Source organism: Mesorhizobium sp. M1C.F.Ca.ET.210.01.1.1 (assembly GCF_004791585.1).
Taxonomy (GTDB): Bacteria; Pseudomonadota; Alphaproteobacteria; order Rhizobiales; family Rhizobiaceae; genus Mesorhizobium.
Genome location: NZ_SRUU01000003.1, coordinates 62,690 through 84,570, shown reverse-complemented (window position 1 = coordinate 84,570; position 21,881 = coordinate 62,690). Strand labels below are relative to the sequence as shown.

Here is a 21,881-nt window from a genome sequence, read left to right as displayed (position 1 = left end):
GGTCTCGTGCAACCCGCTCGAGTTACGCGTATTTCTTCTGGACTTCCTGGGCGACCGCGGTCGGAACCGGTTCGTAGTGGTCGAACTGCATCGTGTACTGGGCGCGGCCCTGCGACATCGAACGCAGATTGTCGACGTACTTGAACATGTTGGCCAAAGGCACCATGGCGTTGATGACAACAGCCACGCCACGCGCTTCCTGGCCCTGGATCTGGCCACGGCGGCCGTTGAGGTCGCCGATGACGCCACCGACATAGTCTTCCGGCGTCACGACCTCGACCTTCATGATCGGCTCCAGCAGCTGCACGCCGAGCCTGGGCGCAGCTTCCTTGAAGCAGGCGCGCGACGCGATTTCGAACGCCAGCACCGAGGAGTCGACGTCGTGGAAGGCACCGTCGACCAGCGTCGCCTTGACGCCGATCATCGGGAAGCCGGCGAACGGGCCGGAACCCATGACGCTCTGGATGCCCTTCTCGACGCCCGGGATGTATTCCTTCGGAACCGCACCGCCGACGATCTTGGACTCGAACACGAACTCTTCGCTCTCGGTGTTCGGCTCGAACACAATCTTGACGCGGGCGAACTGGCCGGTACCGCCGGTCTGCTTCTTGTGCGTGTAATCCTGCTCGTGCGTGCGGGTGATCGTCTCGCGATAGGCCACCTGCGGAGCGCCGACATTGGCTTCCACCTTGAACTCGCGGCGCATGCGGTCGACGATAATGTCGAGATGCAGCTCGCCCATGCCGGCGATGATGGTCTGGCCGCTTTCCTCGTCGGTCTTGACGCGGAAGGACGGGTCCTCGGCTGCCAGACGATGCAGCGCGAGGCCCATCTTCTCCTGGTCGTTCTTGGTCTTCGGCTCGATGGCGATCTGGATGACCGGATCGGGGAATTCCATACGCTCGAGGATGACCGGATGCAGCGGATCGCACAGCGTATCGCCGGTGGTCGTGTCCTTGAGGCCGGCCAGAGCGACGATGTCGCCGGCATAGGCTTCCTCGATGTCGGCGCGCGAGTTCGCATGCATCTGCAGCATGCGGCCGATGCGCTCCTTCTTGCCCTTCACGGTGTTGTCGAGCGAGGTGCCCTTGGTGAGCTTGCCCGAATAGATGCGGGCGAAGGTCAGCGAACCGACGAACGGGTCGTTCATGATCTTGAACGCCAGCATGGACAGCGGCTCGTTGTCGTCGGCGTGACGTTCGATCTCGGCGTCGGTCTTGGCGTCGACGCCCTTGATGGCCGGAACGTCGATCGGCGACGGCAGGTATTCGACAACGGCGTCGAGCAGCGGCTGCACGCCCTTGTTCTTGAAGGCCGAGCCGCAGAACATCGGGAAGAACTTGACCGCGATGGTGCCCTTGCGGATCAGCGCGCGGATCTCGTCATTCGACGGCATGTTGCCTTCGAGGTAATTCTCGAGCGCGGTCTCGTCCATCTCGACGGCGGCCTCGATCATCTTCTCGCGATACTGCGCGGCCTTCTCCTTAAGGTCGGCCGGGATCTCGACGACGTCCCAGGCGGCGCCCAGGGTCTCGTCGCGCCAGACAAGCGCGTTCATCTCGACCAGGTCGACGACGCCCTTGAACTCGGTCTCGGCACCGATCGGCAGCTGCAAGACAACGGCCTGCGCGCCGAGGCGCGAGCCGATCATCTCCACCGAGCGGTAGAAGTCGGCGCCGATCTTGTCCATCTTGTTGCAGAAGATCATGCGCGGCACGTGGTACTTGTCGGCCTGGCGCCACACGGTCTCGGTCTGCGGCTCGACACCGGCGTTGGCATCGAGCAGCGCGATGGCGCCGTCGAGCACACGCAGCGAACGCTCGACCTCGATGGTGAAGTCGACGTGTCCGGGGGTGTCGATGATGTTGAAGCGGCGCATCTTGCCGTCACGACCCTTCCAGAAGGTCGTGGTCGCGGCCGAGGTGATGGTGATGCCGCGTTCCTGCTCCTGCTCCATCCAGTCCATGGTGGCAGCGCCGTCATGAACTTCGCCGATCTTGTGCGACTTGCCCGTGTAGTACAGGACGCGCTCGGTCGTCGTCGTCTTGCCGGCGTCGATATGCGCCATGATACCGAAATTGCGGTAGTCTTCGATTTTGTATTCGCGGGCCATGGGAGGTGCCTCTCAGTCTCGTTCGCGCTTTACCAGCGGTAGTGCGCGAAGGCGCGGTTGGCTTCCGCCATCTTGTGGGTGTCTTCACGCTTCTTGACGGCCGTGCCGCGGTTGTTGGCCGCGTCCATCAGCTCGCCCGAGAGGCGGTCGATCATGGTGGTCTCGTTGCGGTTGCGGGCGGCGGCGATCAGCCAGCGGATGGCCAGCGCCTGACGGCGCTCGGGGCGCACGTCGACCGGGACCTGGTAGGTGGCGCCGCCGACGCGACGCGAGCGCACTTCCACATGCGGCGCGACATTGTCGAGCGCCTGATGGAAGACGGTGACCGGCTCCTGCTTGGTCTTGGCCTGGACCTGGTCCAGCGCGCCGTAGACGATCGTCTCGGCAACCGACTTCTTGCCGTCATACATGACGGCGTTCATGAACTTGGTGACGATCAGGTCGCCGAACTTGGGGTCCGGATTGATCTCACGCTTTTCTGCACTGTGACGACGGGACATGGCTTTTGTCTCTCAATCTCGTGGCACGGCGCAGTCAAAAAAAGCGCCGAAGCCGGAAACCCTTACTTCGGACGCTTCGCACCGTATTTCGAACGGCGCTGCTTGCGGTTCTTCACACCCTGCGTGTCGAGCACGCCGCGGATGATGTGATAGCGGACGCCCGGCAGATCCTTGACGCGGCCGCCGCGGATCATGACCACCGAGTGCTCCTGAAGGTTATGGCCTTCGCCCGGGATGTAGCCGATCACTTCGAAACCATTGGTCAGGCGGATCTTGGCCACCTTGCGCAGCGCCGAGTTCGGCTTCTTCGGCGTCGTGGTGTAGACGCGCGTGCAGACACCCCGCTTCTGCGGGTTCTGCTGCATGGCCGGGACCTTGTTGCGCTTCACCGGCGCCAGGCGCGGCTTGCGGATCAGCTGGTTGACGGTAGGCATTAAACCCTCTTGTCTCTCAATTCCGTGTCTTGCCCTGTCAGGGCCGCTCAAAGCGCCGTTTCCATACGCGAATTCGGGCAAAACACCGCGCCTCGCGGTCCTGCCCGAACAAATTGCAGAGGAAGCGGAAGCCGCTTCATGCGCGCCGGAAATGTCTTTTCGCTCGTAAAATGAACCCTGTTTGAGACAAACTCCAAAGCGCGTCGCCTCGGAAAGGCAAGTCTCACATCGGTTCTGACGGGGCGGCTTCTACTCGCAAGGCCCCTATCCGTCAACCCCGGAGCAGCAAATATTGCGCCCAATTCGAGGCTTGGCAGCCATGCGGAAAACGCATGTAATTTTCTTGCGCCATTTTTCACGGGAGAGGAAGAAAGTGACCGGCTTTCGCCTGTCATGCGCGCCTGCTTCATGCCAAAAGGCGGCATGAATGGCAAAAGTGCCCTCGTCCGGAGGAATCAGCCCGTGAACGACAATGAAGAGCGCCCGGTCACCATCATCACCGGTCGGGTTTGGCGACGCAAGGGCGGCAAGCCGGAAGGCGTGCATGTGATGCTGGTCGCGCCCGACGATGATTCTGCCGTTCGCCGCGCACTCGAATCGCTTGCCGCCGAAGGATTCGCCGAAGCCGAGCTCGACCAGATCGGCGACATGGAAGGCGCGCCCGACGAGGAGCCGCATCTGTCGGCCTACCAGGGAGCGCTGGAAGGCGAGGTCTCGATCGTCACCTTCGACGAGCCGGTCTGATTTAAGAGGCCGATCCGCCGGCACGAATTGATCTCGGCTTGCCGGGCGGCTTTCTCCTGCCTAGAAACGTCCACCGCTTCCAATCCCTCGGAGTTTCCATGACCAGCAATCCCATCAGGCTCGGTATCGTCGGCGTGGGAAAGATCGTGCGCGATCAGCATCTCCCCGCCCTGGCGAAGGACGCCAGCTACCAGCTTGCGGCTGCGGCGAGCCGCCACGGCAAGGTCGACGGCATCCCGAACTATCCAACCATCGAGGCGATGCTCGAGGCCGAGCCCAGCCTGGAAGCCGTCTCGCTCTGCATGCCGCCGCAGTTCCGCTACGACGCCGCGCGCACCGCGCTCGAAGCTGGGAAGCATGTCTTCCTGGAAAAGCCGCCGGGCGCCACCGTCAGCGAGGTCGAGGACCTGAAGATGCTTGCCGCGAAGAATGGCGTCTCGCTCTTCGCCAGCTGGCATTCGCGCTATGCGCCGGCGGTCGAGGCCGCGCGCGCGTTCCTAGCCTCAGCCAGGATCAGCTCGGCTGCGATCAACTGGAAAGAGGACGTGCGCCGCTGGCACCCGAACCAGGAATGGATCTGGGCGCCGGGCGGGTTCGGCGTGTTCGACCCGGGCATCAACGCGCTTTCGATCGCCACCCACATCCTGCCGCCGATGTTCATCACCTCCGCCGTGCTCGACTTCCCCGAGAATCGCGCCTCGCCGGTCGCGGCGCATGTCGCCTTCCGCACCTCGAACGGGCTGCCGGTGACGATGGAGCTCGATTGGCTGCAAACCGGTCCGCAGAGCTGGGACATCCTTGCCGAAACCGACAAGGGCAAGATGGTGCTTTCGGGCGGCGGCGCGAAACTCGCCGTCGACGGCAAGGTCGTCCATGACGAGCCGGAAGCTGAATATCCGATGCTCTACAAGCGCTTCGCCGAGATCGTCCGCGCCGGCGTCTCCGACGTCGACCTCGCGCCGCTGCAGCATGTCGCCGACGCCTTCATGCTCGGCAAGCGCAACGTGGTCGAGGCATTTTTCGACTAACCTGACAGGACTGGCGCGGCAGCCGCGTCAGTCCACGATCGCGATGGCAAAGCCGTCGTAGCCCTTGGCGCCGACGGTCTGGATGGCGGTGCCGTCCAGCCGCGTCTCTGCGCCGATGAAGGAGAACGCCGCGCGGGCGCCTTCGACATTGGCATCGCCGCTATCCTTTTTCACGACCGGCGCCGTCGCGGATGACGTTGTCGCAGACGATGACCGTTCCCGGACGCGACAGCCGCATGGCCCAGGATAGATAATTCGGGTTGTTCGGCTTGTCGGCGTCGATGAAGATCAGGTCGAACGGGCCCGCGTTCTCGCTGCCAAGCGCGGCGAGCGATTGAAGCGCCGGGCCGACCCGCATATCGACTTTCTCCGAAACCCCTGCCCGCTCGAAGTTCGAGCGGGCGACCTTGGCGTGGTGCGGATCGAGCTCCCAGCGTCACGACCCTGCCGCCGGTGGGCAGGCCGCGCGCCATCCAGATGGTCGAGTAGCCGCCAAGCGTGCCGACCTCAAGCACCTTCCTCGCATCGCGGATACGCACCAGCAGCGACAGCAGCTTGCCTTGCGCGGCAGAGACGTCGATCGCCGGCAGGCCCTGGTCGCGGTTGGTTGCCAGCACCGCGTCCAGCACGGGATCCGCTTCGAAAATAGAGGAAACAATAGTCGTCGACAGCCGTCCAGGTCTTGCTGCTCATAGCTCTTCCTCGTTGCATGAAGCCAAAATGCGAAAGGGGCCGCGTGGGCCCCTTTCCTTGTCTCTCATTTCATTCCGCTTACTGCGCGGCGGTGACCATGTTGGTCAGCATAGGCTCGGCGACCTCGACACCGGAGGCCTTGCGGCGCTCGTCGATGATGAGCTCGTCGCGCGAGGTAGCGATGCGCCGGATCTGGCTCATCGTGCCGCCCGTGCCGGCCGGGATCAGACGGCCGACGATGACGTTCTCCTTCAGGCCCTGCAGCATGTCGGTCTTGCCGGCAACCGCAGCTTCGGTCAGCACCCTGGTCGTCTCCTGGAAAGAGGCGGCCGAGATGAAGGACGGCGTCTGCAGCGAGGCCTTGGTGATGCCGAGCAGCACCGGCTGACCTTCGGCCGGCTTCTTGCCGTCCTCGATCAGGCGCTCGTTGACCTCTTCCAACTCGATCACGTCGACATGGTCGCCCGGAATGTAGGTCGAGTCGCCCTGCGTGGTGATCTCGACCTTCTGCAGCATCTGGCGAACGATCACCTCGATGTGCTTGTCGTTGATCGACACGCCCTGCAGGCGGTAGACCTCCTGGATCTCGTTGACGAGGTAGGACGCAAGCGCCTCCACGCCCTTGATCGCCAGGATGTCGTGCGGCGCCGGGTTGCCGTCGAGGATGTAGTCGCCCTTCTCGATGACGTCGCCGTCCTGCAGATGGAACGGCTTGCCCTTCGGGATCAGGTACTCCACCGGCTCCAGCGTCGAGTCATGCGGCTCGATGATGATGCGGCGCTTGTTCTTGTAGTCGCGGCCGAAGCGGATCGTGCCATCGATCTCGGCGATGATGGCGTGGTCCTTGGGACGGCGAGCCTCGAACAGTTCGGCCACACGCGGCAGACCGCCGGTGATGTCCTTGGTCTTGGCGCTTTCCATCGGGATACGCGCCAGCACGTCGCCCGGACGGACATGAGCGCCCGGCTCGACCGAGAGGATGGCCTCGACCGAGAGCAGGAAGCGCGCATCGCCGCCCTTCGACAGCTTGCCGACCTTGCCCTTGGCGTCCTGCACGACGATCGCCGGCTTCAGGTCGCTGCCGCGCGGCGTCGAACGCCAGTCGATGACCTCACGCTTGGTGATGCCGGTCGACTCGTCGGCCGTCTCCTGGACGGAGATGCCGTCGACCAGATCCTCGAACGCCACCTTGCCCTCGATTTCGGTGAGGATCGGGCGGGTATAAGGATCCCACTCGGCGATGCGCTGGCCGCGCTTCACCTTGTCGCCGTCGTCCACGAAGATGCGCGAACCATAGGCGACGCGGTGCGTGGCGCGCTCCTTGCCAGTTTCGTCGAGGATCAGGACCGCCATGTTGCGGCCCATGACCATCTGCTGGCCCTCGGAGTTGCGCACCACGTTGCGGTTGCGGATCTCGACCTTGCCCTCATAGGAGGCTTCGAGGAACGAAGAGTCCACCACCTGCGCGGTGCCGCCCATGTGGAAGGTGCGCATGGTGAGCTGGGTGCCCGGCTCGCCGATCGACTGCGCCGCGATGACGCCGACAGCCTCGCCCTGGTTGACGGGCGTGCCGCGGGCAAGATCGCGACCGTAGCAGACCGCGCAGACGCCGGTCCTGACCTCGCAGGTCAGCGCCGAGCGGATGCGCACCGACTGCACGCCGGCCTTCTCGATCTGCTCCACATCGCGCTCGTCCATCAGCTTGCCGGCCTTGACCAGCAGTTCGCCGCTGACCGGGTGGTTGATGTCGTCGAGCGCCGTGCGGCCCAGCACGCGCTGGCCGACCGAGGCGACGATCTGACCGGCATCGACGATCGGCTGCATGGTGAGGCCCTTGTCGGTGCCGCAATCCAGCGAATTGACGATGCAGTCCTGCGCCACGTCGACCAGACGGCGGGTGAGGTAGCCCGAGTTCGCCGTCTTGAGCGCGGTGTCGGCCAGACCCTTGCGAGCGCCGTGGGTCGAGTTGAAGTACTCGAGCACGGTGAGGCCTTCCTTGAAGTTCGAGATGATCGGCGTCTCGATGATCTCGCCCGAAGGCTTGGCCATCAGGCCGCGCATGCCGGCGAGCTGGCGCATCTGGGTGGGCGAACCACGCGCACCCGAATGCGACATCATGTAGATCGAGTTCATCGGCTTCTGGCGGCCGTTGTCCTCGAACTCGACGGCCTTGATGCGGGCCATCATCTCGTCGGCGACCTTTTCCGAGCACTTGGCCCAGGCGTCGACCACCTTGTTGTACTTCTCGCCCTGGGTGATCAGGCCGTCATTGTACTGCTGCTCGTACTCCTTGGCCAAAGCCTCGGTGTCGGAAACCAGCTTCAGCTTGGTGTCCGGGATCACCATGTCGTCCTTGCCGAACGAGATGCCGGCGCGGCAGGCATGGGCGAAGCCCAGGGCCATGATGCGGTCGCAGAAGATGACCGTCTCCTTCTGGCCGCAGTGGCGGTAGACGGTGTCGATCATCTTGGAGATGTTCTTCTTGGTCATCTCCTGGTTGGCGGTCTCATAAGGCACGTTGACGTTCTTCGGCAGAAGCTCGCCGATGATCATGCGGCCAGGCGTGGTGTCATAGATCTTCGACACGACGTTGCCTTCGGCATCGACGGTACGGAAGCGGCCCTTGATCTTGGCGTGCAGCGTCACGGCCTTGGTCTCCAGCGCATGCTGGAGCTCGCCCATGTCGGCAAACACCATGCCTTCGCCAGGCTCGTTCTGGTTGACGATCGAGAGATAGTAGAGACCGAGAACCATGTCCTGCGACGGCACGATGATCGGCGCGCCGGAGGCCGGGTGCAGGATGTTGTTGGTCGACATCATCAGCACGCGGGCTTCAAGCTGCGCTTCCAAGGACAACGGCACGTGGACCGCCATCTGGTCGCCGTCGAAGTCGGCGTTGAAGGCCGTGCAGACCAGCGGATGCAGCTGGATCGCCTTGCCTTCGATCAGGATCGGCTCGAACGCCTGGATGCCGAGGCGGTGCAGCGTCGGCGCGCGGTTCAAGAGCACGGGATGTTCGCGGATGACCTCGTCGAGGATATCCCAGACCTCCGGACGCTCCTTCTCGACCAGCTTCTTCGCCTGCTTGACGGTCGAGGAGAAACCCTTGGCGTCGAGGCGGGCGTAGATGAAGGGCTTGAACAGCTCGAGCGCCATCTTCTTCGGCAGGCCGCACTGATGCAGCTTGAGCTCCGGACCGGTCACGATGACCGAGCGGCCGGAATAGTCGACGCGCTTGCCGAGCAGGTTCTGGCGGAACCGGCCCTGCTTGCCCTTCAGCATGTCGGACAGCGACTTCAGCGGACGCTTGTTGGCGCCGGTGATGACGCGGCCGCGGCGGCCGTTGTCGAACAGCGCGTCGACAGCCTCCTGCAGCATGCGCTTTTCATTGCGCACGATGATGCCCGGCGCGCGCAGCTCGATCAGGCGCTTCAAGCGGTTGTTGCGGTTGATGACGCGGCGATAGAGGTCGTTGAGGTCGGACGTCGCGAAACGGCCGCCATCCAGCGGGACCAGCGGACGCAGGTCCGGCGGGATCACCGGGACCACCTTCATGATCATCCATTCCGGACGGTTGCCGGATTCCATGAAGTTCTCGACGACCTTGAGCCGCTTCAAGAGCTTCTTCTGCTTGAGCTCGGACGTGGTCGAAGCCAGCTCCGAGCGCAGGTCGCCGGCGATCTTCTCCAGGTCCATGCCGGCAAGCAGGTCATGGATCGCCTCGGCGCCGATCATGGCGGTGAACGAATCCTCACCATATTCGTCGACGGCCAGCATGTACTCTTCCTCGCTGAGCAGCTGGTGCTCCTTCAGCGCGGTGAGGCCGGGCTCGGTGACGATGTAGTTCTCGAAGTAAAGCACACGCTCGATGTCCTTCAGCGTCATGTCGAGCAGCGTGCCGATGCGCGAGGGCAGCGACTTCAGGAACCAGATGTGGGCGACAGGCGCGGCGAGCTCGATATGGCCCATGCGCTCGCGGCGGACGCGCGACAGCGTGACCTCGACGCCGCACTTCTCGCAGATGACGCCCTTGTACTTCATGCGCTTGTACTTGCCGCACAGGCACTCGTAGTCCTTGATCGGGCCAAAAATGCGCGCGCAGAACAGACCGTCACGCTCCGGCTTGAAGGTGCGGTAGTTGATGGTCTCCGGCTTTTTGATCTCGCCGAACGACCAGGACAGAATCTTCTCAGGGCTGGCGAGCGAGATCCGGATCGAATCGAACACCTGCGCAGGCGCCTGGGGGTTGAAGAGATTCATGACCTCTTGGTTCATGCCGTTCTCCTTTTCGGGGTCCTCGAAAACCCCTTGCATCGTTCGCGGGCCGAATGCCCGCAGACTGGCCGGCCTGACCGGCCGTATAATTTGAGGGGCGCGCCGCGTCTTGGGTTGCGGCGCGCCATTGCCTTACTCGGCCGCGTCGGGCAGCCGGACAGGAGCGTCTTCGAACTTGGTGTTCTCCAGTTCGACGTTGAGGCCCAGCGAGCGCATTTCCTTGACGAGAACGTTGAAGCTCTCGGGAATGCCGGCCTCGAACGTGTCGTCGCCTCTGACGATCGCCTCGTAGACCTTGGTGCGGCCGGCGACGTCGTCCGACTTCACCGTCAGCATCTCCTGCAGCGTGTAGGCGGCGCCGTAGGCCTCCAGCGCCCAGACCTCCATTTCGCCGAAGCGCTGGCCGCCGAACTGCGCCTTGCCGCCCAGCGGCTGCTGGGTGACGAGCGAGTACGGACCGATCGAGCGCGCGTGGATCTTGTCGTCCACCAGGTGATGCAGCTTGAGCATATAGATGTAGCCCATCGTCACCTTGCGATCGAACGGCTCGCCGGTGCGGCCGTCATAGAGCTGCGACTGACCGCTGGTGTGCAGGCCAGCCTGCTCCAGCATGGTGTTGATGTCGGCCTCGTGCGCGCCGTCGAACACCGGGGTCGCGATGGAGACGCCGCGGCGCATCTGCTCGCTCAGGCGGACGATGCTCTCGTCGTCATACTCGCGGATCGGCTCGTTGCGGTCGTTGGAAGGCATGAAGCTTTCCAGCGTCTTGCGCAGCGGCTTGATGTCGCCGCCGGCCTTGTAGGCGTCGATCAGCTCGCCGATCTTCCTGCCCATGCCGGCGCAGGCCCAGCCCAGATGCGTCTCCAGGATCTGGCCGACATTCATGCGGCTCGGCACACCCAGCGGGTTGAGCACGATATCGGCATGCGTGCCGTCCTCGAGGAAAGGCATGTCCTCGACCGGAACGATGCGCGACACGACACCCTTGTTGCCGTGACGGCCGGCCATCTTGTCGCCCGGCTGCATCTTGCGCTTCACCGCCACGAAGACCTTGACCATCTTCATGACGCCCGGAGGCATCTCGTCGCCGCGCTGCACCTTCTCGACCTTGTCCATGAAGCGCTGCTCGAGCGCCTTCTTGGAGTCGTCGTACTGGCCGCGCAGCGCTTCCAATTCGCTCTGGAGCTTTTCGTTCTCCACGGCGAACTGCCACCACTGCGAGCGCGGGTACTCGTCGAGCGTGTCCTTCGACAGCTTCGAGCCCTTCTTGAAGCCCTTCGGCCCGGCGATCGCATCCTTGCCGACCAGCATGTCGGACAGGCGCGAATAGACGTTGCGGTCGAGGATCGCCTGCTCGTCGTCGCGGTCCTTGGCCAGACGCTCGATCTCCTCGCGTTCGATCGCCATGGCGCGCTCGTCCTTCTCGACGCCGTGGCGGTTGAAGACGCGCACTTCGACGACCGTGCCGAAGGTGCCCGGAGGCATGCGCATGGAGGTGTCGCGAACGTCCGAGGCCTTTTCGCCGAAGATGGCGCGCAGCAGCTTTTCTTCCGGCGTCATCGGGCTTTCGCCCTTCGGCGTGATCTTGCCGACCAGGATGTCGCCCGGCTGCACTTCCGCGCCGATATAGACGATGCCGGCCTCGTCGAGGTTCTTCAGCGCCTCTTCCGAGACATTCGGAATGTCGCGCGTGATTTCCTCCGGTCCGAGCTTGGTGTCGCGGGCCATGACCTCGAACTCCTCGATGTGGATCGAGGTGAAGACGTCGTCGGCCACGATGCGCTCGGAGAGCAGGATCGAGTCCTCGTAGTTGTAGCCGTTCCACGGCATGAACGCGACCAGCACGTTGCGGCCGAGCGCCAGATCGCCGAGCTCGGTCGACGGACCGTCGGCAATGATGTCGCCCTTGTTCACCCGGTCGCCGACACGCACCAGCGGACGCTGGTTGATGCAGGTGTTCTGGTTCGAACGCTGGAACTTCATCAGCCGGTAGATGTCGACGCCGGACTTGCCGGGGTCGAGATCTTCCGTGGCGCGGATGACGATACGGGTGGCGTCCACCTGGTCGACCACGCCGCCGCGGCGGGCGCCGATGGCGGCGCCCGAGTCACGGGCGACGACCGGCTCCATGCCGGTGCCGACGAACGGCGCTTCGGCGCGCACCAGCGGCACGGCCTGGCGCTGCATGTTCGAGCCCATCAGCGCGCGGTTGGCGTCGTCGTTCTCGAGGAACGGGATGAGCGCCGCCGCCACCGACACCATCTGCTTCGGCGACACGTCCATCAGGTCGACGTTCTCGCGCGGCGCCATCATCACCTCGCCGGCGTTGCGGCAGATGACGAACTCATCGACGAAGCCGCCGTTCTTGTCGAGCTCGGCGTTGGCCTGCGCGACATGGTGCTTGGCCTCTTCCATCGCCGACAGATAGACGACTTCATTGGTCAGCTTGCCGTTGACGATCTTGCGGTACGGGCTCTCGATGAAGCCGTACTTGTTGACGCGCGCGAAAGTGGCGAGCGAGTTGATCAGGCCGATGTTCGGGCCTTCCGGCGTCTCGATCGGGCAGATGCGGCCGTAATGCGTCGGGTGCACGTCTCGCACCTCGAAGCCGGCGCGCTCGCGGGTCAGACCGCCCGGTCCAAGCGCCGACAGACGGCGCTTGTGGGTGATTTCCGACAGCGGGTTGGTCTGGTCCATGAACTGCGACAGCTGCGAGGAACCGAAGAACTCGCGCACGGCGGCGGCGGCCGGCTTGGCGTTGATGAGGTCCTGCGGCATGACCGTGTCGATCTCGATCGAGGACATGCGTTCCTTGATCGCGCGCTCCATGCGCAGCAGGCCGACGCGGTACTGGTTCTCCATCAGCTCGCCGACCGAGCGCACGCGGCGGTTGCCGAGATTGTCGATGTCGTCGATCTCGCCCTTGCCGTCGCGCAGTTCCACCAGCGTCTTAACCACGGCCAGGATGTCTTCCTTGCGCAGCACGCGCACGGTGTCCTCGGCCTTGAGCTCGAGGCGCATGTTCATCTTGACGCGGCCGACGGCCGACAGGTCATAGCGCTCGCTGTCGAAGAACAGCGAGTTGAACATGGCTTCGGCGGTCTCGAGCGTCGGCGGCTCGCCCGGACGCATGACGCGGTAGATGTCGAACAGCGCGTCCTGGCGGCTCTCGTTCTTGTCGACGGCCAAAGTATTGCGGATGTAGGCGCCGACATTGACGTGGTCGATGTCGAGGATCTGGATCTCGTCTTCGCCGGTGCCGAGCAGAACCTTCAGCGTCTTGTCGTCGATCTCGTCGCCGGCCTCGAGGAAGATCTCGCCGGTGGCGTAGTTGACGATGTCCTCGGCGAGATAGTTGCCGAGCAGGTCCTCGTCGGTCGCCTTGATTGCCTTCAGACCCTTTTCGCCGAGCTGGCGGGCCTGGCGCGCGGTGATCTTCTTGCCGGCCTCGACAACAATCTCGCCCGTGTCCGCGTCGACCAGGTCGCCGACGGCCTTGAGGCCGCGGAAACGCTCGACGTTGAACGGGATGCGCCAGTGGTCGCCGGCGCGCTTGTAGGTGATCTTGTTGTAGAAGGTCGACAGGATCTCCTCGCCGTCCATGCCGAGCGCCATCAAGAGCGACGTCACCGGAATCTTGCGGCGGCGGTCGATGCGGGCGTGCACGACGTCCTTGGAATCGAATTCGATGTCGAGCCACGAGCCACGATAGGGAATGACGCGCGCGGCAAACAGGAGCTTGCCCGACGAGTGCGATTTGCCCTTGTCATGGTCGAAGAAGACGCCCGGCGAGCGGTGCATCTGCGAGACGATGACGCGCTCGGTGCCGTTGACGATGAAGGTGCCGTTCGACGTCATGAGCGGCATGTCGCCCATGTAGACGTCCTGCTCCTTGATGTCCTTGATCGACTTCGCGCCGGTGTCCTCGTCGATATCGAACACGATGAGGCGCAGCGTCACCTTCAGCGGCGCGGCATAGGTCAGGTCGCGCTGACGGCATTCGTCAACGTCGAATTTCGGTCCTTCGAACTCATACTTCACGAATTCCAGCATCGAGGAGCCGGAAAAATCGGAGATCGGGAAGACCGACTTGAAAACGGCCTGCAGTCCCTCGTCCGGACGGCCGCCCTTGGGCTCGTCCACCATCAGGAACTGGTCATAGGATGCCTTCTGAACCTCGATCAGGTTCGGCATCTCCGCAACTTCCGGGATCTTTCCGAAGAACTTGCGTACGCGTCTGCGGCCATTGAAAGTCTGGGTCTGGGCCATCGTCGCTCCTTAGCTCAAAACTCGGGACGAACCTCGCCGCGGTTCGCCTTGCACCAACGGGCCGCCTCGCCAGCTGCCCCTGTCTGTTTTTCCGGCCGCCCTTTCCAATTGCTTGGCAGCTGCCGGCTAAAACGGGTGAAAACCCGTTTCCTGAAGGCCGGTTTTCGGCCCTCAGGAAAGAGGTTTTCAAATGCCTCGCGCAACGAAGCCTCCCTTCGTCAAGGGAGGGGGCGGACGGCGCGAGACCGTCCGCCCTCGCCTATTACTTCAGCTCGACCTTGGCGCCAGCTGCTTCCAGCTGAGCCTTGAACTTGTCGGCGTCGGCCTTGGAAACGCCTTCCTTGACCGGCTTCGGAGCCGCCTCGACCAGGTCCTTGGCTTCCTTGAGGCCAAGGCCGGTGATGGCGCGGACTTCCTTGATGACGTTGATCTTCTGGGCGCCGGCGTCGGCGAGAACGACGTCGAATTCCGTCTTCTCTTCAGCCGGAGCAGCAGCAGCGGCAGCGCCACCAGCGGCAGCAGCAACCGCCACCGGAGCGGCGGCCGAAACGCCCCACTTCTCTTCCAGGAGCTTCGACAGCTCGGCCGCCTCGAGGACGGTCAGCTTCGAAAGGTCGTCTACGATCTTCGCGAGATCAGCCATTTGTGTATTCCTTTACTAGGTTCGAACGTGTGTTGTTGACAGCGAGGAACGGCCTCATGCCGCCTCGTCCTTCCGGGCGTAAGCGCCGATGACGCGCGCGACCGAAGCCGCAGGCGCATTGACGATCTGGGCGATCCGGGTTGCCGGCGTGGCGATCATGCCAACCAGCTTGGCGCGCAGCTCGTCGAGCGACGGCATCGTGGCGAGTGCCTTGACACCGTCGGCGTTGAGCGAGGTCGAGCCCATCGCGCCACCGAGAATGATCAACTTGTCATTCCCCTTGGCGAACTCGGACGCGATCTTCGGCGCCGCAACCGGATCCTCCGAATAAGCGATCAGCGTCTGCCCCTTGAACAGATCGACGATCGATGCGGAGTCCGTGCCCTGAAGAGCGATCTTGGCGAGACGGTTCTTCGCGACTTTGACGGTGCCACCGGCGGCGCGCATCTTCGACCGAAGGTCGTTCATTTGCGCGACGGTGATACCGGCGTAGTGGGCCACGACGACTGAACCCGCGTTCGAGAACGCTTCGTTCAGGCCCGTGACGAGTTCGCGCTTTTCCGCTCTGTCCACTGCCTATCTCCAGTTGACCCCTGCCTCATTCACGAGGTCAGAAGTCGGGTTGCCTTTTGCCGGCCGGGCCATCCACTAACGGATCTCCCGAACGGCGCTCGAGGATCCTGCCCCCTTTCGCCACACCTACGGCCAAGCCGGCGATGCGCTGACAAAAGGCAAACACGGTTCGAACCTTTCATCGGAGCTTGTCGCTCCTTTGTCAGGTCTTCACCCGTCTCATGCAGGCCCAGACGAATTAAGGCTGTTGGGCCGCCTGCAATCTCGGACAGGATATCCGGAAGCCTTTCGGCTTCCGGGTTACCGGGCCGCCGACGGATCGGCGGTCCGGAATTCTTCTTGCGACCGGCCCGAAGCCGATCAGGTGACATTTACGACGCAGCGAGCGTCGCGATGTCGAGCTTGAGGCCAGGGCCCATCGTCGAGGTGACCGACACCTTCTTGACGTAGTTGCCCTTGGCGCCGGCAGGCTTCGCCTTGTTCACCGCATCGGCGAAGGCCCGCACATTCTCTTCCAGCGCCTTGACGTCGAACGAGACCTTGCCGACGCCGGCCTGGACGATGCCGGCCTTCTCGACGCGGAACTCGACGGCGCCGCCCTTCGAAGCCTTGACGGCGGCCGCGACATCGGTGGTCACGGTGCCGACCTTCGGGTTCGGCATCATGCCGCGCGGGCCGAGCACCTTACCCAGACGGCCGACCAGCGGCATCATGTCCGGGGTGGCGATGCAGCGATCGAAATCGATCGTGCCCTTCTGGACGATGTCGACCAGGTCCTCGGCGCCAACGATATCGGCGCCGGCGGCCTTGGCTTCCTCGGCCTTGTCGCCGCGCGCGAACACGGCGACGCGCACCGAGCGGCCGGTGCCGTTCGGCAGGTTGACCACGCCGCGGACCATCTGGTCGGCATGGCGCGGATCGACGCCGAGATTCATCGCGACCTCGACGGTCTCATCGAACTTCACCGTGGACCGGTCCTTCAGCAGCTGCAGCGCCTCGGAGAGCGCATAGGCCTTGTTCGGATCGATGCCTTCACGGCTCTTGGCAATACGCTTTGCAATCTTTGCCATGATCTCAGCCCACCACTTCCAGGCCCATCGAGCGGGCGGAGCCCTCGACCATGCGCATGGCCGCCTCGACGTCGTTTGCGTTCAGGTCCTTCATCTTCTGCTCGGCGATCGCGCGCACCTTGTCGCGGCTGATCGTGCCGGCCTTGACCTTGCCCGGTTCCTTCGAGCCCGACTTCAGGTTGGCGGCCTTCTTCAGGAAGTAGCTCACCGGCGGCGTCTTCATGACGAAGGTGAACGACTTGTCCTGGTAGTAGGTGATCACGACCGGGATCGGCGATCCCTTCTCGAGCTCCTGGGTCTGCGCGTTGAACGCCTTGCAGAATTCCATAATGTTGATGCCGCGCTGACCAAGCGCCGGGCCGATCGGGGGCGACGGCGTGGCCGAGCCCGCGGCAACCTGGAGCTTGAGCTGGCCTGCAACTTTCTTAGCCATCTCTATTCCTGCCTTTTTCTCATGCCGGCTCCGTTATCCGGGAAACGCCGGCGGTTGCAGTCTGGTGGTGCGGTTCCGGCGGCCGGCTAAGCCGCTTTCGCCTCCCACCCACTCATGGCAGCGCGCTCCTTCGCGCCGCCAACCCCCTTCGCCTGCGGGCTCAAGGGATCTTCGGATCAGCCCTTCTCGACCTGTCCGAATTCCAGATCGACGGGCACCGCGCGCCCGAAGATCGAAACTTCCACCTTGAGGCGCGCCCGTTCCTCGTCCACTTCCTGGACGAAGCCGTTGAACGACGCGAACGGGCCATCCGAAACACGAATCGCCTCGCCGATCTCGAAGGTGACCGAGGGCTTCGGCCGCTCGACGCCTTCCTGCACCTGGTTCAGGATGCGCTGCGCCTCGGTCTCGGTGATCGGCACCGGCTTGGAGTCGCCGAGGAAGCCGGTGACCTTCGGCGTGTTCTTGACCAGCGAGAACACGGCGTCCGTCAGGTTGGCCTTCAGAAGCACATAGCCCGGGAAGAACTTGCGCTCGGCATCGACCTTGCGGCCACGGCGGATCTCGACGACCTTCTCAGTCGGCACCACGATCTGCTCGATATCACCGGACAGGCCCTTCTGCTTGGCCTTGTTCTCGATGTCCTCGGCGACCTTCTTCTCGAAGTTCGAATAAGCGTGGACGATGTACCACCGCGCAGTCATTTCACGACCTCTCCGTAATCGCCGAACTTAATGTCCGAGGCCCAATATGAACTCGATCGCATAGCCCATGGCTATGTCGGCGGCGAAGAAGAAGATCATGGCGATAACCGCGAAGACCAGGACCATCACTGTGGAGATCATGGTCTCGCGGCGCGAGGGCCATGTCACCTTGGCTGTCTCCGCGCGAACCTGCTGGAGAAAGGTGAAGGGATTAGTGGTTTTCGAAGCCATCTGCCGCTCTGTCTTCAAGACCCGTTGGCCGGATCTCCTGGATGATCCCGCTGGCCGGGACGTGCCGCCTGGACTTCATGCCAGCGCCGAATCAGCGCCACCACTTCGCCCATGCAAATCGGACGCGTAAAGCCGGCTTCCCAGCTCCACGCGTCGCGTGTCTGTCGTGTCTACATAAAACCGATTCTTGATCCACGCAAGTGGCAAGTGTCCGCTTTATGGCCAAACGCCGCCTCGGAACCATCCAGTCGTTCCGTCCCGGCTATACGGGGCCTTATGCCCCAATTCACCCCATATGGCAAGCTACCCGCCGGTTTTCAACGGCAGAGCGCCCTGACTTCAGTCCGCCACTTAAGAGATGGCACGGGCAGCAGGGCTCGAACCTACGACCTGCGGTTTTGGAGACCGCCGCTCTACCAACTGAGCTATGCCCGTACACGCGCGTTTCAGCGCAGGCGCTTCCTAAAAGCTTCCACGCGCTCTGTAAAGAGCAGTCAGATGCAGTTTCATATGCTTTGCCAGAAAACCGGATTTTCGCGTGTCGCTGGCAAGGGATAGTTCGGTCCGCAAGCTCACGATTTCCCGGCCGGCGGCTTGTAAGGCCCGCCCGGCACGCCCCAGCCCCAGGCAGGCATCGGCTCCGTCTCCGGATCGCAGGTCTCGCCCAGGTTGGAATTCATCTTGGCCAGCCGCGATCCCCATTCGACATAGCCCATGAAGGCGGAACGGAATTCGGGGTCGTCGGGCAGGCCGACCTCGTCTGCCGCGTCGGCCAGGAGATTGATCCAGCGCCGCCGCTGCTCCTCGCTCAGATGCTTGTCGAGATGATGCATGACCATCTCGCGGTGGCCGCCATGCTTTTCACTGTAGGTCTTCGGTCCGCCAAAGACCTCGCCGATGAAGGCGGCGACATGCGCCGGATGGTCCGGCGACATGTGCCTGAACACCGGGGCGACGATCGGGTCCAGGGCCACGTTGTCGTAGAAGGTCCGCGTCAGCCGGTTGAGCGCCTCTGCGCCCCCGGCCCATTCGAACAAAGTCGGGATATCCTCGCTCATTGTCGATCCTCTCGGTCCGATCCGCCCCGAGGCAGGCCGCGGAGGATAACGCAAGCCCTGCCCGGCTCAACCTGCCTCGATGGCCAGTCGGCGTCCCCGCTACAGCTTCGCCGGCGCCTCCGCCTCGGCATTGGCGGACGGCAGAACCCGGCAGTTGTCGGGCTTGGGCGATGATCTGCAGATGGTGGCGCCGGTCAGCGCGTCCACGGATTGCGGCCCGGTCGTCAGCCCGAATTTCTGCAATTCGTCCCGGCTGAGTTCCCGGTGGCTCGCATACTGAGCTGACTGCATCGCGGCGAACAGGCCCGGGCCGATGGCCATCTCGTCGAGGTAGGCCCTGACCTTTTCCTCCATCCCCATTGAGTGCACGCGCAAATGCGCGCTGGCGCCAACCAGGCGCCTGGCGCCGCCCGCGATCATCACCGCGCAGGCAGCGTCGCATTCGGCTCCCGCATCGACGGTGAGGCCATCATGGAGCTCCTCCTTGGCGCTGCATCCCGCCGCGCCGGGATCGCAATCGAGAAAGTCCGTGCGGGCGACCGCGATATCCAGCCTGCGCTCACGGATCAACCGGCCGGCGGCGAGCGCGGCCTGCACGTCGCCGCCCGGTGAGTTGATCACGAGTGGCAGCCTGAGCCCGCCGACCGTGTCGAGCAGCTCGCGCAGCCTGTCGGGCGTGCCGGCAACAATGGTCCCCTCAGCCGAAATCCATTCCGGGCAGTCGGGGTTGCAGAGCGGGTTGCTGCCGCGAACCAGCACGAAGCGCATCTCCTGTTCCGGCCTGGAGAGCGGTGCGGCCGGCTTGACTTCGACGGCCGCGACCTCGGCCGGCCTGGCGTTGCCGTTCGCCGGCATCTCGCGGCAGTTCGCCGGCGCGGGACTGTGCTGGCAGATGCTCTTTCCGGCCAGAAGGTCGAGCGTGTCGAGGCTGGTGACGAGCTTCATCTCCAGCATGTCCTCCGGCTCGATCTGCCTTATGTCGCTTGCCGGCGTCGCTTTCATCACCTCGAGCACGCTCTGCCCGATACCCATTTCCTTCAGATAGCCGGACAGCCGCTTCTCGACCGCCTTGCTCATCTCATAGGTCTTGTAGCTGCCGGCATTCTTGCGGCTGACGATCCTGGTGCTGATGACCTTCTTCTTGCCGTTCACAATTCTGTAGGTGGTGCGGTAGAGCAGCTTTTCCCTGTGGTATGTCGTGGTGATCTGGTGGACGCCGAGAAAGGCCCATTCGCCGACCACGCGACGGACGCCGCCGGCAAACATCAGCGGACAGGCCGAGTTGCACATGGCGCCGCTGTCATAGGCGATGCCGAGATAGGGCGCGGCCTTGCTGTCGTCATCACGACAGTTCTTCATCTCCGGCGAGCAGCCGGAAAACTCCGTCGTGCCGACGGCAATGTCGAGCTTGGCCCTGCGGATCGTGCGGCCGAGCTGGAGCGCGGCGTCGACGTTGCCGCCGGGGGAATTGACGACGATCGGCAGTTGCCGGGCGCCGAGGGCCTTCAGCAGGCGCCTGAACAGCGCCGGCGTGTCGGCCTCGATGGTGCCTTCCGCCGCAATCCATTCCGGGCAATTGGGCTCACAACCGGGCGCGCTGCTGCGCACGACGGCAAAGCGCATCGGCGGGCCGAGATCGGGTGCCTCTTCCCGGGCCTCCACGACGGAGCTAGCGACGCCGACAGCGGCGACCAAGCCCAGACGGAAGAGCCCGCGCCACCACCGAATGCTGTCTGAACGGCGTTCCGGAACCACGCTTGCAAAAGCCCCCACGGGTGCAAACCATACTAGTTGCGGCGACGCGGCTTGCAACAGCTTTGAAAGACGTGGCGCGATACGTGACCCGTCGAGCGCCGGAGCGAAAGCCGGAAACAAAAAAGGGCGGCCCGAAGACCGCCCTTCCTTGTCGAACCGGCAACAGCCGGATCGATTACTCTTTGATGGTGACGACGATGCCGGCACCGACGGTGCGGCCGCCTTCACGGATGGCGAAGCGCAGCTTCTCTTCCATCGCGATCGGCACGATCAGCTCGACGTCGACGGTGATGTTGTCGCCAGGCATCACCATCTCGGTGCCCGCCGGCAGCGTCACGATGCCGGTCACGTCGGTGGTGCGGAAGTAGAACTGCGGACGGTAGTTGGTGAAGAACGGCGTGTGGCGGCCGCCCTCGTCCTTGGTCAGGATGTAGGCTTCGGCAACGAACTTCTTGTGCGGCTTGACCGAACCCGGCTTGGCCAGAACCTGGCCGCGCTCGACGCCTTCACGGTCGACACCGCGCAGCAGCGCGCCGATGTTGTCGCCGGCCTGGCCCTGATCGAGCAGCTTGCGGAACATCTCGACGCCCGTGCAGGTCGTCTTGGTGGTCGGACGGATGCCGACGATCTCAAGCTCCTCGCCGACCTTGACCACGCCGCGCTCGACGCGGCCGGTCACGACCGTGCCGCGGCCAGAGATCGAGAACACGTCCTCGATCGGCATCAGGAACGGCTTGTCCAGCGGACGCACCGGCGTCGGGATGTAGGCGTCGACCTGGGCCATCAGCTCGCGGATGGCGTCCTCGCCGATGGTCTTGTTGGAGTCCTCAAGGGCGGCCAGCGCCGAGCCCTTGACGATCGGAATGTCGTCGCCGGGGAATTCGTTCTTGGTCAGCAGCTCGCGAACCTCGAGCTCGACCAGCTCAAGCAGCTCGGCGTCGTCGACCTGGTCGACCTTGTTCAGGAACACCACGATCGAGGGCACGCCGACCTGGCGGGCAAGCAGGATGTGCTCGCGCGTCTGCGGCATCGGGCCGTCGGCGGCCGAAACCACCAGGATCGCGCCGTCCATCTGGGCGGCACCGGTGATCATGTTCTTCACATAGTCGGCGTGGCCGGGGCAGTCGACGTGGGCATAGTGACGGTTGGCCGTCTCGTACTCGACGTGCGCCGTCGAGATCGTGATGCCGCGCGCCTTCTCTTCAGGGGCCGCGTCGATCTGGTCATAGCGCTTGTATTCGCCAAAATACTTCGTGATCGCCGCCGTCAGCGACGTCTTGCCATGATCGACGTGCCCGATCGTGCCAATGTTCACATGCGGCTTGGTGCGCTCGAATTTACCTTTTGCCATAGTCTCT

General features: G+C 63.7%; 16 protein-coding genes, 1 tRNA gene and 1 pseudogene. 2 read left to right on the top strand and 16 right to left on the bottom strand.

From position 1 onward, the window contains the following. Window positions 1–22: 22 nt before the first annotated feature. The 3 genes from fusA to rpsL all read right to left on the bottom strand — a co-directional run bounded on the left by fusA (window position 23) and on the right by rpsL (window position 3,047). Complete coding sequence (fusA, locus tag EN853_RS04345; protein WP_127858220.1) at window positions 23–2,113, bottom strand: elongation factor G; 2,091 nt, start codon at window positions 2,111–2,113, stop codon at window positions 23–25. A gap of 29 nt (window positions 2,114–2,142) precedes the next feature. Then, a complete protein-coding gene (gene rpsG / locus EN853_RS04340; RefSeq protein WP_059189563.1) occupies window positions 2,143–2,613 on the bottom strand; it encodes a 30S ribosomal protein S7 in 471 nt (156 codons plus the stop codon). Window positions 2,614–2,675: 62 nt separating this feature from the next. Continuing rightward, window positions 2,676–3,047 carry a 30S ribosomal protein S12 gene (gene rpsL / locus EN853_RS04335; protein WP_006202128.1) on the bottom strand — a complete coding sequence of 124 codons (372 nt, stop codon included), beginning with the start codon at window positions 3,045–3,047 and terminating at the stop codon, window positions 2,676–2,678. Between the two features lie 462 nt (window positions 3,048–3,509). On the opposite strand from rpsL, the gene EN853_RS04325 reads away from it, so the two are divergent. Further along, the gene (locus EN853_RS04325; protein ID WP_126100235.1) at window positions 3,510–3,791 is read left to right on the top strand and encodes a transcriptional regulator; all 282 of its coding nucleotides are present in this window, start codon (window positions 3,510–3,512) and stop codon (window positions 3,789–3,791) included. Window positions 3,792–3,889: 98 nt separating this feature from the next. After that, window positions 3,890–4,819 carry a Gfo/Idh/MocA family oxidoreductase gene (locus EN853_RS04320; protein ID WP_127858222.1) on the top strand — a complete coding sequence of 310 codons (930 nt, stop codon included), beginning with the start codon at window positions 3,890–3,892 and terminating at the stop codon, window positions 4,817–4,819. Window positions 4,820–4,846: 27 nt separating this feature from the next. Here the strand turns inward: EN853_RS04320 and EN853_RS04315 are convergent. From EN853_RS04315 to tuf, 13 genes and pseudogenes are all read right to left on the bottom strand, one after another. Continuing rightward, window positions 4,847–5,512: pseudogene (locus tag EN853_RS04315) on the bottom strand (O-methyltransferase). A gap of 78 nt (window positions 5,513–5,590) precedes the next feature. Then, on the bottom strand, window positions 5,591–9,787 hold the full coding sequence (gene rpoC, locus EN853_RS04310; RefSeq protein ID WP_127858223.1) for a DNA-directed RNA polymerase subunit beta': 4,197 nt from the start codon (window positions 9,785–9,787) through the stop codon (window positions 5,591–5,593). A 132-nt stretch (window positions 9,788–9,919) separates the two neighbouring features. Beyond that, the gene (rpoB, locus tag EN853_RS04305) at window positions 9,920–14,056 is read right to left on the bottom strand and encodes a DNA-directed RNA polymerase subunit beta (RefSeq protein ID WP_127858224.1); all 4,137 of its coding nucleotides are present in this window, start codon (window positions 14,054–14,056) and stop codon (window positions 9,920–9,922) included. Between the two features lie 262 nt (window positions 14,057–14,318). Continuing rightward, entirely contained in the window at window positions 14,319–14,699 is a 381-nt protein-coding gene (gene rplL, locus EN853_RS04300) for a 50S ribosomal protein L7/L12 (protein ID WP_040983055.1), read from the bottom strand. Window positions 14,700–14,753: 54 nt separating this feature from the next. Next, window positions 14,754–15,272 (bottom strand): 50S ribosomal protein L10, encoded by a 519-nt coding sequence (gene rplJ, locus EN853_RS04295; RefSeq protein ID WP_066989579.1) that lies wholly within the window; start codon window positions 15,270–15,272, stop codon window positions 14,754–14,756. A gap of 371 nt (window positions 15,273–15,643) precedes the next feature. Beyond that, window positions 15,644–16,342 carry a 50S ribosomal protein L1 gene (rplA, locus tag EN853_RS04290; RefSeq protein ID WP_127858225.1) on the bottom strand — a complete coding sequence of 233 codons (699 nt, stop codon included), beginning with the start codon at window positions 16,340–16,342 and terminating at the stop codon, window positions 15,644–15,646. A 4-nt stretch (window positions 16,343–16,346) separates the two neighbouring features. Continuing rightward, complete coding sequence (gene rplK, locus EN853_RS04285) at window positions 16,347–16,775, bottom strand: 50S ribosomal protein L11 (protein WP_095765524.1); 429 nt, start codon at window positions 16,773–16,775, stop codon at window positions 16,347–16,349. Between the two features lie 176 nt (window positions 16,776–16,951). Further along, window positions 16,952–17,479, bottom strand: coding sequence for a transcription termination/antitermination protein NusG (nusG, locus tag EN853_RS04280; RefSeq protein ID WP_126054423.1), 528 nt, complete (start codon window positions 17,477–17,479; stop codon window positions 16,952–16,954). Window positions 17,480–17,506: 27 nt separating this feature from the next. Next, entirely contained in the window at window positions 17,507–17,710 is a 204-nt protein-coding gene (gene secE, locus EN853_RS04275; RefSeq protein ID WP_095805841.1) for a preprotein translocase subunit SecE, read from the bottom strand. Between the two features lie 359 nt (window positions 17,711–18,069). After that, window positions 18,070–18,145 (bottom strand) — tRNA-Trp (locus tag EN853_RS04270). A gap of 137 nt (window positions 18,146–18,282) precedes the next feature. Further along, complete coding sequence (locus EN853_RS04265) at window positions 18,283–18,768, bottom strand: group II truncated hemoglobin (RefSeq protein ID WP_127858226.1); 486 nt, start codon at window positions 18,766–18,768, stop codon at window positions 18,283–18,285. A gap of 99 nt (window positions 18,769–18,867) precedes the next feature. Then, window positions 18,868–20,391: a hypothetical protein gene (locus EN853_RS04260; protein WP_245516828.1), complete on the bottom strand. Its 1,524-nt coding sequence runs from the start codon at window positions 20,389–20,391 to the stop codon at window positions 18,868–18,870. A gap of 307 nt (window positions 20,392–20,698) precedes the next feature. Beyond that, complete coding sequence (gene tuf / locus EN853_RS04255) at window positions 20,699–21,874, bottom strand: elongation factor Tu (RefSeq protein WP_095805843.1); 1,176 nt, start codon at window positions 21,872–21,874, stop codon at window positions 20,699–20,701. Window positions 21,875–21,881: the final 7 nt, after the last annotated feature.